The sequence below is a fragment of the Variovorax sp. P1_G12 genome (assembly GCF_056405555.1).
In genome coordinates this window covers 280,069-296,943 of record NZ_JBFUBW010000003.1, presented here as the reverse complement: position 1 = coordinate 296,943, position 16,875 = coordinate 280,069, and the positions used below count along the sequence as shown (strand labels likewise).

Here is a 16,875-nt window from a genome sequence, read left to right as displayed (position 1 = left end):
AAGCTCGCACCCCCTCGGGGGGCAGCGAGGACACGGAGTGCCGAGCGTGGGGGCTAGGAAACGCCGCGCCGCCGCTGGATCGATGGGCGCTGAGCCGCGCGCTGACGCGCATGGCCAACGCGAGCACGGCGGCGCTGGCGGAGGCGGCGCCGCGCGAGCGCCCGGCGCACGCTGCCCGCCGGATAGGCGTCACCGGGGCACCGGGTGCCGGCAAGAGCACGCTGGTCGGGCACCTGGCGCTCGAACGCAGGCCGAAAGGCCGGCTGGGCGTGCTGGCCGTCGATCCGAGCAGCCCGAAGAGCGGCGGTGCGATCCTGGGCGACCGCGTTCGCATGGACGACCTGGCCGGCGTCGAGGACCTCTACATCCGCTCGCTCGGCTCGCGCCGCACCTGCGACGGTCTCGCCGACAACCTGCCCGAGATGCTGGACGTCATGGACGAGTTCGGCTTCGACGAAGTCCTGCTCGAAACGGTCGGCATCGGCCAGGCCGAGTACGCGGTGCGTGCACAGGTCGACACGCTGGTTCTCGTGCTGCTGCCCGAGAGCGGCGACACGGTGCAGGCCATGAAGGCCGGGATCATGGAGATGGCCGACATCTTCGTGGTCAACAAGTCGGACCTGCCGGGGGCGCAACGAATGGCCACCGACATCCAGCGCATCGCGGCCGTGACCCAACGCCCCGAGGGCGCGTGGCGGGCGCCGATCCTGCTGGCCTCGGCGTCGCAGCCGGGCTCGATCAGTGCCCTGTCGGAAGCGATCGACCGCCACCAGGCCTGGCGCAGCGCCGACCCGCAACGCTACCAGCGGCTTCGCGCCCAACGGGTCCGCTACCGGCTCCGGCGGCTTCTGGAGATGCGCGTCGCGGAGGCGATCGCCGCTCAGGAGGACGTCTTTTTCGAAGCCCCGCTGCAGGAGCAGCTGGCGCGGGTACTGGCTGCGGTGGTCCGCACCTCCGGCACGCAGGTGGACTGAGCCATGTCGCGCGCACTGATCAAGTCCCTGAAAAGAACCCTGCGCCACGGAGCCCATGCGCAGGCCTCGCAGACGCAGGCGCTCGATGCCCGCGCTGCCGCGCTTTCCCTGGTCCAGCGCAGCGTCGAGCTCAGGCATGACCGCCTGGCCATCCTGCGCCTGGTCGATGCGGTCCGCCTCGAGGCCCGCGTCGACGAGACGCTGTGGGACTACTGCCAGAAAGTCGCCAGCTCCATGGCCGATCCCGAGCAGCTGCGCATGCTGCAGGCGCTGCGACGCAACGTCGCGCACCACGCGGCGGGCGGCTCGGGTCCGGGGCCGCCCGAGCCCCGGTGCGCGCGGGCCGATGAGCAAGATCGTTTGAATCGAACAACAGGAGACAACAATGAGAAATTCTTCCAGCAACGCCTTCTTGAAAAAAATCTCGGGCTCACGAAGCCGCATCGCTGCGGCGGTGGCTCTGATGTCCATCGCGGCCAGCGCGCCGGCATGGTCGAAGATCAATGACGACGTCGTGAAGATCGGCGTCCTCGCCGACATGTCCGGCATCTATTCCGACATGGGCGGGAACGGAATCACCGAGGCCGTGAAGATGGCGATCGCGGATGTCGGCGGCACAATCAATGGCAAGAAGATCGAGATCGTGACGGCCAATCATTCCGCCAAGCCCGACATCGCCGCGACCACGGCGCGCGAGTGGTTCGACACGCAGGGCGTGGACATGATCATCAGCGGCCCCAGCTCGGGAACCAGCCTTGCCATTGCCAAGGTGGCCGCCGAAAAGAAAAAGATCGTGATGGTGACAGGCGGCGTCGCAGCCCAGCTGACCAACGAGGAGTGCTCTCCCTACACGGTCCACTACCTCTACGACACGGTCGCCCTGGCCCGCGGAACCGGCACGGCGATGACCAAGCAGGGCGGCAAGACCTGGTATTTCCTGACGGTCGACTACGCCTTCGGCGAGTCCCTGGAAAAGGAAACCACGCAGGTCATCAATGCCAATGGCGGCAAGGTGCTCGGCAGCGTTCGCCATCCTCTGTCGGCCTCCGATTTTTCGTCGTTCCTGCTGCAGGCCAAATCCTCCGGGGCAGAGGTACTGGGACTGGCGAATGGCGGAGGAGACACGGTCAACTCGATCAAGGCTGCGAGCGAATTCGGTATTTCCAAGTCGATGAAGATCGCCGGGCTCATGCTGTTCATCACCGATGTGCATGCCCTGGGACTCAAGCTGACCAGCGGCATCAACCTGACCGAAGCGTGGTACTGGGATTCGGACGAGAAAACGAGGAAGTGGGCCGACCGTTTTCAGGAAAAGATGAAGAAGAAGCCCACCAGCATGCAGGCGGCCAGCTACTCCGCGGCGCTTCACTATCTGAATTCGGTCAAGCAGCTGGGGTCGGACGAGGCCGACGAGGTGATGACGCAGATGAGAAAGGAGAAGATCAACGACATGTACGCCCAGAATGGCTATATCCGGCCGGACGGACGCATGGTCCACGATCTTCGACTCATGGAGATCAAGAGCCCTGCCGCCTCCAAGGGACCCTGGGACTACTACAAGCAGGTGCAGATGATCCCGGGCGATCAGGCCTTCGCTTCCAAGGCGGAATCCAAGTGCAAGTTGTGGAACTGACGGGAGCTCCATTCGAGAGTTCGACGAGCAGATGATTTTTCGGTAACTACCATTTAGGAGACATGAATCATGACGACATCAGCGAGCGCGGAGATCGACAACAAGGTGGCCGCTTCCGCGAGCGTTCGGGCTTGCATTGCGGACGGCAAGGAATTGCCGATCCTCGACGTCGGGCCCTATCTGGCGGGCGTGCCTGGCGCGCTCGAGCAACTGGGGGCGGACGTGAAGTGCATCCAGGAGAACCTGGGCTTCTTCGCGATCGTCAACCACGGCATTCCGCAGTCCCTGATCGACGAGTCATTCCGTCAGACCGCGAAGCTCTTCGATATTTCGATGGAGGAGAAACTCAGGCACCGGGTCGGATTCCACCACCAGGGCTATCTGCCGCCCAAGTCCTCGATCCTGAAATCGACCGCCATCGCGGAGAAGATCGCGGTCAACACCAAGAAGGACACCAATGCCGCCTGGCTGTTCATGAGGAACCGCACCGCCGAGGACCCGAAGGTGCTTGCCAATGTCCGGCACCGCGGGCTGAACCAATGGCCCGAGAGTCTTCCCGAGTTCAAGAAGACGCTGTTCGACTACCAGACCTCGATGGAGAAGCTCTCGCTCAAGCTGCTGCCGATCTATGCGCGTGCGCTGGGCCTTCCGGCCGACTACTTCGACAGCATGTTCAAGGCGCCGGAGTATTACCAGCGCTGCGCCTACTACCATCCTGAAGAGAAGCTGGAAGAAGGCCAATATGCGCTGGCTCCGCATTCCGACGGCAGCTTCCTGACGCTGCTGCCGATGACGCCGGTGCCCGGGCTGCAGGTGATGACGCCGTCGAAGGAATGGCTCAAGGTCAGCTACGTCAAGGACGCCCTGATCGTGAACACGGGGCAGGTCCTCAATCGCCTGTCCAACGACCGGTTCATCGCCACGCCGCACCGGGTCGTCAATCCGCCGACCAAGCGCTATGCGCTGACCTTCTTCTTCTACCCCGATGACGACGCCAACGTCGGGCCGATCCCGGCGTGCGTGAAGCCGGGCGAGAAGGCGAAGTACGACTCGCGTTCCTTCTACGACTTCTTCGTTCCCTACCTGGACGATCTCTACCACTACAACGATCCCAAGTTCATGAGCGAGGTCGAGCCAGCAGCGGCTGGCTTGAAGTGAAGGAGCATCGCGTGAGCAAGTTGTTGATCGACGGGCAATGGGTCGATGCGGTCGATGGCGAAACCATCGACGTCATCGATCCGTGCAGCGGACAGGCGTTCGCGCAGATCGCACGAGGCCGGTCCGCGGATGTCGACCTGGCGGTCGCGGCAGCGCGCCGCGCGCTGGAAGGCCCTTGGGGGCGCCTGACGGCGACGGAGCGCGGCCGCATCATGCAGCGCCTCGGGCAGATCATCCTGGACCATGCCGAGGAACTGGCCGAGGTGGAGGCCCGCGATACCGGCAAGCCCATGTCCGTGGCCCGCGCGGATGCCAAGGCGGTGGCGCGCTATTTCGAGTTCTATGGCGGCGCGGCCGACAAGATCCACGGCCAGACCATTCCCTACCTGAATGGCTACAACGTGAGCGTGGTTCGCATTCCGCACGGCGTCACGGCCCACATCATCCCGTGGAACTATCCCGCGCAGATGATGGGGCGCACGCTCGCTCCCGCGCTGGCCATGGGGAACGCGGCGGTGGTCAAGCCCTCCGAGGACGCCTGCCTGAGCGCCCTGAAGCTCGCCGAGTTCGCGATGCAGGCGGGGCTGCCGCCCGGGGCCCTGAACATCGTGACCGGCTATGGCGCCGAGGCCGGCGCAGCGCTGACCTCGCATCCGGGCATCAACTTCGCGACGTTCACCGGCTCGCCGGAGGTCGGTGTCCAGGTGCAGCAATCCACGGCGCGCCACCATGTCCCGTGCGTTCTCGAGCTCGGGGGCAAATCGCCGCAGATCGTTTTCGACGATGCGGACCTGGCCAAGGCCGCACCCATCATCGTCCGGGCCATCGTCCAGAATGCCGGCCAGACCTGCTCGGCCGGCAGCCGCCTGCTCGTCCAGGCAAGCATCTACGACCGGTTCGTCGCGACGATCGCGGCCAGCTTCCAGGCGCTGAAGGTCGGGACGCCGGAGATGGATCTGGATTGCGGTCCGATGATCAACGCCAGGCAACACGACAAGGTGAGCTCGTTCATCGCCGAGGCGGTCGCCATGGGGGTGCCGAAGCTGGCCGAAGGCAGCCTGGCGCCAGGCGTTCCAGGCGAGGGCTACTTCGTCAAGCCCGTGCTCTTCGGACCCGTCCCTCGCGGGCACCGCCTGGCTTGCCAGGAGGTGTTCGGCCCGGTGCTGTCGGTCATGCCGTTCACGGACGAAGAAGATGCGGTGCAGTTGGCCAACGCCACCGATTACGGTCTCGTCGCCGGCATCTGGACGGAGAACGGAAGCCGTCAGGCGCGGCTGGCGCAGCGCATCGCCAGCGGCCAGGTCTTCATCAACTGCTACGGCGCGGGCGGTGGGGTCGAGCTGCCGTTCGGAGGCGTCAAGAAAAGCGGCTATGGCCGCGAGAAAGGGCTCCTTGCCCTGGAAGAGATGAGCACCACCAAGACCATTGTCCAGCACTACGAATAAGGAAATCCACCATGTCCAGATTGAACAAAAAGATCGCGATCGTCACCGGCGCAGGCAGCGGCTTCGGCGCCGCGATCGCGCGGGCCTATGCCAAGGAGAACGCCAGCGTCGTCCTTGCCGACATCAACCTGGAGGCCGCCCGGGGGATCGCCGCGGGATTGGGCGACCACGTGAGCGCCGTGGCTTGCGACGTCAGCCGCTTCGACCAGGTGCAAGCCATGGTTCGCCATTGCGTGGAGCGCTTCGGTGTTCCCGATATCGTGGTCAACAACGCGGGCACCACGCACCGCAACCAGTCGATGCTGGATGTCGACGAAGAAACCTTCGATCGGGTGTTCGCCGTCAACGTCAAGTCGATCTATCACATGACGCGCGCGGTGGTCCCGCTGATGAAGGAAAAGAAGGACGGCGTGATCATCAACGTGGGATCGGTCGGCGGTATCCGCCCGCGCCCCGGCCTGACCTGGTACAACAGCTCGAAGGGCGCGGTGAAGGTCATGACGAAGTCGATGGCCGTCGAACTGGCGCCCGATGGCATTCGCGTCAATCTCATTTCCCCGGTCATGGCGCCCACGGGCCTTCTTCAGGATTTCATGGGCGTGGCGGACACCGCCGAGAACCGGGCTCGCTTCGTCTCGACGATTCCGCTCGGAAGGATGTGCGACCCGGCCGACGTGGCGAACGTGGCGCTGTTCCTGGCCACTGAGGAGGCTCGCTTCCTGACCGGCGTCGAGATGCCGGTGGACGGCGGGCGCTCCATCTGAGGGTCGGCTTTCGCGAATAGCGCCACTCGACAGTCAAGCGGGCAGGCTGTCGAGTTCCGCGCCGCGATGAGCTTTGGGCAGATATAGGTGACCGGAACGCTCGGCCTCCTGGCTGTTGCGTATCATCGGACGCGCCGAGCAACAGCCCATTCATGAAAATCATCCCCGAAGCCGCATGGCTTGAGGCTTCGCCATGCCCATGCTCATCATGATGACCGCCGCCGGAGAGACCCGGCAGGTCCAGCTCCATCCTCACAACAACAGGGTAGGGCGCGGCACCGGCAACGAGGTGATCGTCGACTCTGCACAGGCGAGCCGCGACCACGCGGTCATCGACGTCGAGCAGGCGTTCGTCACGATCACGGATCTCGGCAGCCGAAACGGGACGTTCGTGAACGACGTCCGGATCGAGAGCCAGGTTCTGGCGCACGGTGACGCGATCCGCCTCGGCAGCTACGAGATGCGGTTCGTCGCCACCGACCAGGAGTTCACGCAGATCGAGGCCTTGCGCATGCTGACCATGCACGGGCTGCTCGTGAACCTGGAGCGGGAACGGTCCCCTTCGGACGCACCGACCGTGCCGGACGCGCCTCGCAGCGAGCGCGGCAAGCTTTGAATGCCGCCGCCGGCGGCGACATCACGCCGGTGAAATGAGTTGAATCGAGCGCGCTCGACCGCCTGGCTTGCGATCCGGCGCGGTCGCAAATATGTGACGAAGCCGTTACCATCGCCTGCCCTTCAGCCTTCGTTCCACGAAGCCTGAAGGTGCACTGGCGGCCGAGGCTTGAAACCGGGCCATCCAACAAGAACAGAAAGGCCGTCCGTGTCGCTGCGACTTTCTCGCGCTGTCGTCGCTTCCTTGCTATGCCCGCTCCTGCTTGCGGCCTGCGGGGGCGGCTCCTCGGACGGAGGGGCGGCCCTGGTCGCCGGGAAACCCCTGTCCTTGCCCCCGGCCATTGCCGAGATCATGGCCAAGCCGCGCTACACCGACGCGAAATCGAAGTGGAGCCTGGTCGTGATGGATGCAAGGACCGGCGAGCTGGTCTACGCGCTGGACCCTGACCGCCTCTCGTTCACGGGCTCGGTGCGCAAGCTGTTCTCCGTGGGGATGGCGCTCGACACGATCGGCGCCGACCATCGCTTCGAGACGCCGGTGTATCGAACCGGACCCGTGGGGGGAGGTGTTCTGGCGGGCGATCTCGTGCTGGTGGCGTCCGGCGATCTCACCTTCGGCGGCCGCGCCAAGGCGGACGGCACCCTGGCCTACACGGACTTCGACCACAACGAGGCGCACGCCTTTCGCGGCTCGGGACTGACACCGGAAGACCCGCTGGCCGGCATCAACGAACTCGCACGCCAGGTGCGGGCCGCCGGCATCCAGCGCGTGGACGGCGACGTGGTGGTCGACGACCGCCTGTTCGACAGTTTCCGCGTGCCGAACGGCAACGTGCTGATCTCCCCCATGAGCCTCAACGAGAACCTCATCGACGTCACGCTCGCAGCCGGCGCACGGGCAGGGGATCCCGCGCTGCTTGACTGGCGGCCCAGGACCCGCGGCTTCTCGATGGCCGGCAGCCCCGTCACCGGGAGCGCCGGGTCGGCGGCCGACATCGAAGTCTCCGCGGCGACGCTCGACAGCTTCAGCCTCGGCTGCCTCGGAAGCCCGGGCTGCACCGGCACGATCTCGAGCGCGAGCGGCCTGGCGCCGGCCACCATTCCGCTGGGCTATCAGGCGCCGCTCGTCGGCGGTTCCACCTATGTCGGAATCCTGCGGGTCGAGGACCCGCCTTCCTTCGCGCGCATCGCCTTCATCGACGCCCTGGCGCGCGCCGGCGTGACGGTGGCCGCGCCCGCCGTGGCCGTCAACCCGGCCAGCAGATTGCCACCATCCCGCTTCTATGCGGCGGAGTCGCGCGTGGCCAATTTCGTGTCTCCGGCCTATTCGGAGTACGCCAGGCTGATCCTCAAGGTCAGTCTCAATACGGGCGCGAACATGAGCCTGATGCAGGTCGGGCTGTCGCAGGGGCAGCGAACAGTGGCGACCGCTCTGGCCGCGGAGCGCAAGCTGCTCACCGGCGCCATCGGCCTGGACCCGGCCGGCTTCGACTTCCCGACCAACGGCAGCGGAACCCCGGACAGCCGTGCGTCGGCCCGCACCACGGCCAGGCTGATCAGCGCCATGCGCATGCGCGCCGGCTACCCGGCGTATCGCAGCGCGCTGCCCCTGCTGGGAATCGACGGATCGCTCGCGAGCATCGGCAAGGCGGTCGCCGGCAAGGAACACATCGCCGTGAAGAGCGGGGCCACCATCGAGGACGGCAAGATCGTGGCCATCAGCATGGCGGGCTACATCGACGCCAAGAGCGGCCGCACGCTGTCCTTCGCGCTGTTCGTCAATGACGCGGGCCCGCTCACCGCGATCGCCGATTCGCTCGAGGTGTTCGAAGACGAAGCGCAGATCGCCGGCGTCATCTACAACCAGAACTGAAAGCGTGAATCCATGAAACACCTGAGCTGGCTGTGCGCCTTGGCCGTCGTCGTGCTCGTCGCCTGCGGAGGCGGCGGGTCGTCGTCGCCGTTCTCCGCGCTGCTTGGCTCGCTGGTCAATGCGCAGTCGACTTCCGGCGCGCCGGCGACCCAGGTCACGCCCGTCACGATGCGCATCGCGAATGCGCCCGTGCCGGTGAAGGGCTCCGACGGACTCTTCCACGTGGTGTACGAGCTCGAACTGACGAACTTCACCGGCGACAACGTGGCCATCCAGGGACTGGACGTCCTCGACGCAAGCAACGGCGGCGTCGTGGCAACGCTCGCGGCCGCGGACATCGCGCGACGTCTGGTGGTGCGCGACAAGGCCGCGGTGAAGGGCAGCCTCGGCCCTTCGCAAGTCGGCCTGGTCTACATGCATGTGAGCTTCAACGGCCAGGCGGCGATACCGGCGACGCTGGCCCACCGGATCTCGGCGTCGATCGACCAGACGCCGATCGTCGAGACGGCCGGGCGCATCCAGCTGGCAGCGCCGACCGCCCTGGTGCTCGGCGCCCCGCTGCGCGGTGCGAGGTACATCGCCGGCGACGGCTGCTGCGACTCGGTGCGCCATGTGCGAGCGACGCTTCCGCTCAACGGCCAGCTCGTTACGGCCCAGCGATTCGCCATCGACTGGGAGCAACTCGACGAGCAGGGCCGCATCTATGTCGGCGACCCCAAACTGCCGGCCAGCTACATCATCTATGGCAAGCCGATCTACGCCGTCGCGGACGGACGCGTGGTCACGGCGCTGGACGGCCTGCCCGACACGCCGCCGGGCGCGTTGCCGCCTTCGATTCCGATCGAGCAGGCCGACGGCAACCATGTCGTGATGGACCTGGGCGGCGGCAGCTTCGCCCTGTTCGCGCACATGAAGCCGGGGTCGGTGCGGGTGCGCGCGGGGGAGTCGGTGCGTGCGGGGCAATTGCTCGGAGAGGTCGGAAGCTCCGGCAACTCGTCGGAGCCGCACCTGCATTTCCATGTCGTCGACGGTCCCAACCCGCTGGCTTCGAACGGGCTTCCCTACCTGCTGCAGGGCTTCAGCGCAGCCCAGCGGGGCGTCTCCACGGCGGCCTTCGATCAGGCCATCATCGACGGCAAGCCGATCCCGGTCGAAGCGGTGCCGCTGCCGGGTGCACGCCAGAACGTGTTGCCGCTCGATCTGTGGATCGTCGATTTTTCTTCCTAGCCACTCGCACAGCCCATGAAATTGTCTCGAGTCCATGTCCGCACCGTGGGCGTCGTCCTGGCGCTGTCCATGCTGGGCAGCTGCGGCGGTGGCGGCGGCAGCGGCATCGCGTCGCCGCTCGCCACGTCTGCGCAACCCGTGCCCGACGAGATCACGCGGATCTTCCAGAAGCCGGCCTACCGCCATGCACTCTGGGCCTTGCGCGTGGTCGACGCCGACAGCGGCCGCGTCATCCACGACTACAACTCGGGGCGGCCCATCCTGATCGGTTCGGTGCGCAAGCTCTTTTCGGTCGCCCTCGCACTCGAAACGCTGGGGCCCGGCCACGTGTTTCGCACGCCGGTCTACAGCCGCGGCAGCGTCGACGCCGCCGGCGTGCTCCACGGCGACCTGATCATGGTCGCGAGCGGCGACCTCGCGATGGGCGGGCGCACCAACCCGGACGGCAGCTTCGCCATCAGCAACCAGGACCACAACGAGGCGAATGCGCTGGGCAACGCGACACTCACCGCGCCGAATCCGCTCGCCGGCTTCGACCAGCTCGCGGCGCAGGTCGCGGCCTCGGGGATCCAGCAGGTCACGGGCGAGGTGATCATCGACGACCGCCTGTTCGAGCACTTCAACTTCCGGGACGAATTCAAGGTCAGCCCGATGTTCGTCAATGACGACGTGGTCGACGTCATCGTCGACAAACAGGCCGGGCTCGACTGGCGGCCGAAGTCGGCCGCGTTCGGCGTCCGGTCCAGCCTGGCGGTCGGTGCCGCGGGCAGCGCGCTCGACCTCCACCTCGACCCGGAACTGCCGCTGTGCATCGGGGCCGCGTCATGCACCGGCCGTGTGGCCGGCACGCTGCCGGCCGACTTCGTCCCGCCGCTCACGGGCAGTTTTCCGCTGATCCGCACCTTCCGCATCACGCAGCCGTCGAACTACGCGCGCACCGTGTTCATCGAAGCCCTGTCGCGCGCGGGCGTCGGCGTCGCCGCCGCCGCCGTCGCGCCGAATCCCGTGCAGGCGCTGCCGGCGCGCGATGCCTACGCCGGCGCGCGCCGCGTCGCGGAACTGGTTTCCCATCCCTACAAGGACTTCGCCAGGCACATCCTGAAGGTCAGCTACAACCTCGGCGCCGACATGAGCCTGATGCTGTTCGGCCTGGCCCGGGGCGTCACCACGCTCGCCGCGTCGCAGGCGGCCGAATCGGCCACTCTGGCAACGCAGTTCGGCATCCCGGCCGACGCCCTGCATTTCATCGACGGCAGCGGCGGCGGCTACACCACGGCCACCAACGAGGCCGTCACCACCTTGCTGGCACGCATGCGGCAGCGGCCCAGTTTCCCGGAGTTCCTCGACGCCAACCCGCGGCTGGGCATCGACGGCTCGCTGTCGTTCGTGACCGACTTCGAGAACGATCCCACGCTCGCCGGCGCCAAGGGCCAGGTGCATGCCAAGACAGGCACCTTCGTCGACGGCTCTGCGCAAGGGCCCGTCCTCAAGGCGCAATCGCTCGCCGGCTACATCGACACGAAGAGTGGACGGCGCCTCGCTTTCACGCTGGCCGTCAACGACGTCGGCGTGATCTCGGGCGTCGACGAGATCCTGCCGGTCTTCCAGGATGTCGGGATCATTTCCGCGTTGCTCTGGAAGCTCCACTGACGGCTGCCCGCCGGCCCCTCACAATGCGCTTGCCTTTTTGAACCAGCGCGTCCACAGTGTTTTGAATATCCCGTGGCCTTGAGCCGGACCAGGCCCACCCGATCGAAGGCCGGCAAGGAGACAAGCATGGAGATCGATGCAACCGAGGCCGGGCGCAGAGTCGAGCGCCTGGACGAGGTGGTTCAACTGATCCGCACGAAGGTCGCGGGCGATCCTGCGGAACTGCTCGCCGCCTTCGCCCGGCAGTATTTCGGCCAGGTCGACCCGGAAGACCTGGATGAACGCCAGGTGGCGGACCTCTATGGCGCCGCACTGTCGCATTGGAACTTTGCACGCAAGCGCGAGCCGGGGCGGGCACGGCTTCGCGTGATCAACCCGACGATTGCGGAGCACGGCTGGCAGTCGACCCACACCCTGATCGAGATCGTCAACGACGACATGCCGTTTCTCGTCGACTCGGTGACGATGGAAGTCAACCGCCATGGACTCACGCTGCACCTGATCATCCATCCCCTGGTGGCCGTGAGGCGCGATGGAGACGGCATCCTTCAGGGCCTGGCGGCGGATCCTTCAGCGCCCGACGCCTGCCGCGAGTCCTTCATCCACGTCGAGGTGGATCGCGTGGCGGACGCGAGCCGCCTCGAGGCGCTGGCGGCCGACCTGGCGCGCGTGCTCGGCGACGTTCGGCTGGCGGTGACGGACTGGCAGCAGATGCAGCAGCGCGTGCTGGCGATCGCGCAAGGCCTCGAAGAACGCGCGCCGCCGATCCCGCCGCAGGAACTCGGCGAGGGATTGGCCTTCCTGCGTTGGCTGGCCGACGATCACTTCACCTTCCTGGGCCACCGCAGCCACGAGCTGGAGACCGTCGAAGGCGAGGACGCGCTCCGGATCGTGCCGGAATCGAGCATGGGCATCCTGCGCGAGGCCGCCAAGGACGTCGCGGCCGCCTTCGCCGCGCTGCCGCCCGAGGTGCGCGCCTACGCGCGGCGGCCGGAACTGCTGGTGGTCACCAAGTCGACCTCTCGCTCCACCGTGCACCGGCCGGGCTACCTGGACTACATCGGCATCAAGCGTTTCGACGCCGAGGGTCGCGTGTGCGGCGAGGACCGCTTCCTCGGCCTTTTCACCTCCACGGCCTACAGCGCCAACCCGAGCGAGATTCCGCTGCTGCGCCGGAAGGTGGCCGACGTGGTCGGGCGCGCCGGGCTGGCGAGCGGTAGCCACTCCGGCAAGGCGCTCGCCAACATCCTCGAGACCTATCCGCGCGACGAGCTGTTCCAGACCAACGCCGACGAGCTGCTGCACACGGCCATGGGCATCCTCCACCTGGGCGAACGCCAGCGCTTTCGCCTGTTCGTGCGGCGCGACCCGTTCGAGCGTTTCCTCGCGTGCATGATCTACGCGCCGCGCGAGAACTACACGACCGAGCTGCGCCAGAAGTGGCAATCGATCCTCATGCAGGCCTTCAACGGCACCTCTTCGGAGTTCAACGTGCACCTCTCGGAGTCGGTGCTGGCACGCATCCAGTTCGTCGTGCGCACCAAGCCCGGCAGCATCCCGCCCTTCGATGTGCGCGAACTCGAGCAGCGACTGACCGCCGCGGCCCGGCGCTGGGACGACGACTTGAAGTCCGCACTGACCGAGGCGACCGGTGAAGCACGCGGCAGCGTTCTCCTGCGTCGGTTCGGCGGCGCATTTCCGGCCGGCTACCGCGACGAGTTCGCGGCGCGGGCCGCGGTGCACGACATCGAGCTGATGGAGCGCTTGACCGATGCGCAACCGCTCGGCATGAACCTCTACCGGCCGCTGGAGGCACCGCCCGGCACCTTGCGCTTCAAGGTGCTGCAGCGCGGCGGGCCGCTGGTCCTGTCGGCCAGCCTTCCGATGCTCGAACATCTGGGCATGAAGGTGCTCGACGAGCATCCGCACCGGCTGGCGCCGGAGGGCGGGGCGCCGATCTGGATCCACGACTTCGGATTGCAGAGCGTGCTCGGCGCCGCCGACGCCGACGCCGAGGTCGACGCGTTGCGGCCGGTGTTCGAGGAGGCCTTCGGTGCCGTGTCTTCCGGTGCGGTCGAGAACGACGACTTCAACCGCCTGGTGCTCGCAGCGCGCCTGCCGGCGCACGAGATCGTCGTGTTGCGCGCCTACGCGAAGTACATGCGGCAGATCGGCTTCGCGCTGTCGCAGTCGTTCATCGAGAGCACGCTTGCGGCGAACGGGCGAATTGCACGCGCGCTGGTCGAGCTCTTCAAGCTGCGCTTCGATCCCGCGCGGGTGGCCGGCGGCGAAGGCCCTGCGGGCGAGAAGGTGCGCGAGATCGAAACCGCGCTCGAGGACGTGGCCAATCTGTCGGAAGACCGGGTGCTGCGGCAATACCTCGCGCTGATCCTGGCCACCACGCGGACCAACTTCTGGCGCCGCGACGCGGCGGACCGGCGGCGCGGCTTCCTGTCGTTCAAGTTCGATTCGGCCAAGGTGCCGGACCTGCCGGCGCCGAAGCCGATGTTCGAGATCTTCGTCTATTCGACGCGCTTCGAAGGCGTGCATCTGCGCGGCGGCCGCGTGGCGCGCGGCGGGCTGCGCTGGTCCGATCGGCCGGAAGACTTCCGCACCGAGGTGCTGGGCCTCGTGAAGGCGCAGATGGTCAAGAACACCGTGATCGTGCCGGTCGGCTCCAAGGGCGGCTTCGTGCTCAAGCAGGCCCCCGCGCCGAGCGATCGCGACGCCTACCTGCGCGAAGGCGTGGCCTGTTACCAGGACTATTTGCGCGGCCTGCTCGACATCACGGACAACCGCGTCGCCGGGACGATCGAGCCGCCACAGAATGTCAGGCGCCATGACGACGACGACCCGTACCTGGTGGTCGCCGCCGACAAGGGCACCGCCACGTTCAGCGACTACGCCAACGGCATCAGCAAGGAATACGGCTTCTGGCTCGGCGACGCCTTCGCCTCCGGCGGCTCGGTGGGCTACGACCACAAGGCCATGGGGATCACCGCGCGCGGCGCCTGGGAATCGGTGAAGCGGCACTTCCGCGAGATGGGCATCGATACGCAGACGACCGAGTTCACGGTCGCCGGCATCGGCGACATGTCGGGCGACGTGTTCGGCAACGGCATGCTGCTGTCGGCGCACATCCGGCTCGTGGCGGCCTTCGACCACCGCCACATCTTTCTCGACCCGAATCCCGACGTGGCCAGGAGCTTCGCCGAACGCGAGCGCCTGTTCAAGCTGCCGCGTTCGTCGTGGGCCGACTACGATGCGGCGCTGATCTCCGAGGGCGGCGGGATCCATGCGCGCAGCGCCAAGTCGATCCCGCTCACGCCCCAGGTGAAGCAGGTGCTGGGTCTCACGGCCGATGCGCTCGCACCGACCGAGCTGGTCAACGCCATCCTCAAGGCCCCGGTCGACCTGATCTACAACGGCGGCATCGGCACCTACGTGAAGGCGGCGAGCGAGAGCCACGCGCAGGTGGGCGACCGCGCCAACGACGCCTTGCGCGTGAACGGCAGGGAGCTGCGCTGCAAGGTGCTCGCGGAAGGCGGCAACCTCGGCTGCACGCAACTGGGGCGGATCGAGTTCGCGCTGGCGGGCGGCCGCATCAACACCGACGCGATCGACAACTCGGCCGGGGTGGACACCTCCGATCACGAGGTCAACATCAAGATCCTGGTCGGCCTGCCCATCGCCGAAGGCGAGCTCACCGAGAAGCAGCGCAACGCGCTGTTGCCGGAGATGACCGACGACGTGGCCGCGCTGGTGCTGCGCGACAACATCTTCCAGACGCAGGTGCTGTCCGTCACCGGGCGCATCGCGCCGCAGTTGCTCGATGCGCAAACCCGCTTCATGCAGTTCCTCGAGAAAGCCGGGCGCCTGAACCGCGCCATCGAGTACCTGCCGTCCGACGAAGAGCTGGCCGAGCGGCGCGCCCAGGGCCAGGGACTGACCAGTCCCGAGCGCGCCGTCGTGCTCGCCTACAGCAAGATCTGGCTCTACGACGACCTGCTGGCCTCGCCGCTGCCGGACGACGCCTGGGTCGCGACTGCGCTCGAGCGCTACTTCCCGACCCTGCTGAAAGACCGGTTCTCGGCCTACATGCCCAAGCATCCGCTGCGGCGCGAGATCATCGCCACCCACGTGACCAACAGCATGATCAACCGCGTGGGCAGCACCTTCGTGCATCGCCTGGTCGAGACCACCGGCGCCCGCGCGTTCGAGGTCGTGCGCGCCTACCTGATGAGCCGCGAGATCTTCGGCATGGTGCCGCTGTGGCTGTCCATCGAGGCGCTCGACAACCGCGTCGACGACGCGGTGCAGTCGAACCTGCTCATCGACACCAGCCGGCAACTGGAACGCGGCACCAAGTGGTTCCTGCGCTCACGGCGCCTGAAGGAAGACATGGCGGCGACCATCGAGCACTTCATGCCGAATGTCGACGCGCTGTCGGCGCGGCTGACCGAACTGCTGGATGCCGATGAGCGCGCCCGCGTCGATGCGGCGGTCGCTCACTACGTGGCCGGCGGCGTGCCGCGCGAACTGGCCGAGCGCGTCGTCACCTTCGATTCGCTGTACGCCACACTCGACATCGCCGAAATCGCCGGCAGTGCCAGGTGGCCGGTCGCCCTGGTCGCGGCGATCTACTTCGACCTTGCCAACCGGCTCGGCATGCCCTGGCTGCGCGATCGGATCGCCGCATTGCCGGCCGACCAGCATTGGCAGATGCTCGCCAAGGGCGCGATGCTCGACGACCTGTCGGGCCTGCAAGGCTCGATCACCGCCGCGGTGCTTGCGGGGGGCGGCGAGGGCGAATCGCCGGCCGCGCGGGTCGAGTCGTGGCAGGCCGAGAATGGCCGGGCGCTCGAGCGTGCCGCGAAACTGATGGGGGAACTGCGCGCCGTGGCCGTGCCCGACGCGGCGATGCTGTCGGTTGCGCTGCGGGAATTGCGGGCCCTGGGTTAGCCGGCCGCAGTTGTCTCCCGTCTACGTTGGGGGCGGGGTTGTTCCCGCGAGGCAGCGCAACCGTGCCCCGGTGGTGGCAGGATCCTGACTGGTGCGGTCACCCGAGTTGACCGCGCGGCTGCTTCGAATCTGATGGAGGCCCATCATGGCGAGACTGGTCATGCGTACGCGCAGCAAACCCTATCCGGTGACTTTCGGCGACGAGACGAAGTACATCTGCGGCTGCGGCCTGTCGGCGACGCAGCCCTTCTGCGACGGCACGCACAAGAAGACGCGCGACGAGCCCGAGGGGACGCTGTGCTGGTACGACGCCGACGTGGGCCGCAACGAACTCGCGGATGCGTTCCCCAACATCCGCACGCCGAGCGAATAGATCGATCGCATCGATGGCCCTGTTCACCGCGCGCCGTGCAAGATTGACACCAGCTTCGTGCGCGATGACAGCCTGGCCATGTCGCCCGAGCGGCCGATGTCGCGCTTTTCCTCGCTGACGATCGAAGTCCGGGTGACGCGCGCAGGCCAGGCGGCGCCGCAACCCGGCGACCTGACAGGTTCCGTCACCGAGGTGGCGCCA

At 67.0% G+C, this 16,875-nt stretch carries 12 protein-coding genes and 1 pseudogene; all 13 read left to right on the top strand.

The features are described from left to right. Positions 1 to 110 precede the first annotated feature (110 nt). The gene (locus tag AC1D2O_RS05475) at positions 111 to 974 is read left to right on the top strand and encodes an ArgK/MeaB family GTPase (RefSeq protein ID WP_478156430.1); all 864 of its coding nucleotides are present in this window, start codon (positions 111 to 113) and stop codon (positions 972 to 974) included. A gap of 3 nt (positions 975 to 977) precedes the next feature. Then, entirely contained in the window at positions 978 to 1,481 is a 504-nt protein-coding gene (locus tag AC1D2O_RS05470; protein WP_478156428.1) for a hypothetical protein, read from the top strand. Next, a complete protein-coding gene (locus tag AC1D2O_RS05465; RefSeq protein WP_478085964.1) occupies positions 1,438 to 2,607 on the top strand; it encodes an ABC transporter substrate-binding protein in 1,170 nt (389 codons plus the stop codon). Before AC1D2O_RS05470 ends, AC1D2O_RS05465 begins: the two co-directional genes overlap by 44 nt. A 69-nt stretch (positions 2,608 to 2,676) precedes the next feature. Then, the gene (locus AC1D2O_RS05460; protein WP_478085962.1) at positions 2,677 to 3,765 is read left to right on the top strand and encodes an isopenicillin N synthase family dioxygenase; all 1,089 of its coding nucleotides are present in this window, start codon (positions 2,677 to 2,679) and stop codon (positions 3,763 to 3,765) included. Positions 3,766 to 3,776: 11 nt separating this feature from the next. Continuing rightward, entirely contained in the window at positions 3,777 to 5,210 is a 1,434-nt protein-coding gene (locus tag AC1D2O_RS05455; RefSeq protein ID WP_478085960.1) for an aldehyde dehydrogenase family protein, read from the top strand. An 11-nt stretch (positions 5,211 to 5,221) separates the two neighbouring features. Then, positions 5,222 to 5,974, top strand: a complete 753-nt coding sequence (locus AC1D2O_RS05450; protein WP_478085958.1) for an SDR family oxidoreductase — start codon at positions 5,222 to 5,224, stop codon at positions 5,972 to 5,974. 193 nt (positions 5,975 to 6,167) lie between these two features. Next, positions 6,168 to 6,590 (top strand): FHA domain-containing protein, encoded by a 423-nt coding sequence (locus AC1D2O_RS05445; RefSeq protein WP_478085957.1) that lies wholly within the window; start codon positions 6,168 to 6,170, stop codon positions 6,588 to 6,590. Positions 6,591 to 6,917: 327 nt separating this feature from the next. Next, the gene (locus AC1D2O_RS05440) at positions 6,918 to 8,462 is read left to right on the top strand and encodes a D-alanyl-D-alanine carboxypeptidase (RefSeq protein WP_478085956.1); all 1,545 of its coding nucleotides are present in this window, start codon (positions 6,918 to 6,920) and stop codon (positions 8,460 to 8,462) included. Between the two features lie 12 nt (positions 8,463 to 8,474). Further along, complete coding sequence (locus tag AC1D2O_RS05435; RefSeq protein WP_478085954.1) at positions 8,475 to 9,689, top strand: M23 family metallopeptidase; 1,215 nt, start codon at positions 8,475 to 8,477, stop codon at positions 9,687 to 9,689. A gap of 15 nt (positions 9,690 to 9,704) precedes the next feature. Then, positions 9,705 to 11,339: a D-alanyl-D-alanine carboxypeptidase/D-alanyl-D-alanine-endopeptidase gene (locus tag AC1D2O_RS05430; RefSeq protein WP_478156426.1), complete on the top strand. Its 1,635-nt coding sequence runs from the start codon at positions 9,705 to 9,707 to the stop codon at positions 11,337 to 11,339. Between the two features lie 126 nt (positions 11,340 to 11,465). Then, a complete protein-coding gene (locus AC1D2O_RS05425) occupies positions 11,466 to 16,301 on the top strand; it encodes an NAD-glutamate dehydrogenase (RefSeq protein WP_478085950.1) in 4,836 nt (1,611 codons plus the stop codon). A gap of 145 nt (positions 16,302 to 16,446) precedes the next feature. Beyond that, on the top strand, positions 16,447 to 16,674 hold the full coding sequence (locus AC1D2O_RS05420; protein ID WP_478085948.1) for a CDGSH iron-sulfur domain-containing protein: 228 nt from the start codon (positions 16,447 to 16,449) through the stop codon (positions 16,672 to 16,674). A gap of 57 nt (positions 16,675 to 16,731) precedes the next feature. After that, positions 16,732 to 16,872: pseudogene (locus AC1D2O_RS05415) on the top strand (c-type cytochrome biogenesis protein CcmI/CycH); the annotation flags it as partial. Positions 16,873 to 16,875 lie beyond the last annotated feature (3 nt).